This window comes from Chryseobacterium sp. SIMBA_028 (assembly GCF_046535285.1).
Lineage (GTDB): Bacteria > Bacteroidota > Bacteroidia > Flavobacteriales > Weeksellaceae > Chryseobacterium.
This window is the reverse complement of record NZ_JAWRWZ010000371.1, coordinates 1-265: the sequence shown is the minus strand read 5'-3', so window position 1 is coordinate 265 and position 265 is coordinate 1. Positions and strand designations below refer to the sequence as shown.

Here is a 265-nt window from a genome sequence, read left to right as displayed (position 1 = left end):
CTCATGGAAATGTTACTATTGAGGATAGTCATTTTGAAAATATTTCAATGAAACCCTTTCATGTGTATCACTCGTTTGATAATGGTGAAAATCAGTCTGGTAAAACGTCTGTTAAAAATATAACAACAAAAGATTGTGGTTATTTAGCAGATGAAATTTTGGAAAAATTGAATTCAGATTTACAGTTCGTTCTAAGAAACAGAGCTGATTCTGAGGGAATGATACAATGGGGATATGGAGCTATCGTATCTTTTGGTGAGTTTTA

General features: G+C 32.1%; 1 protein-coding gene. It reads left to right on the top strand.

The features are described from left to right. Positions 1–47: 47 nt before the first annotated feature. Positions 48–265 (top strand): hypothetical protein (locus SCA31_RS23805; protein ID WP_410699473.1); only part of this gene is annotated, 218 nt, incomplete at its 3' end.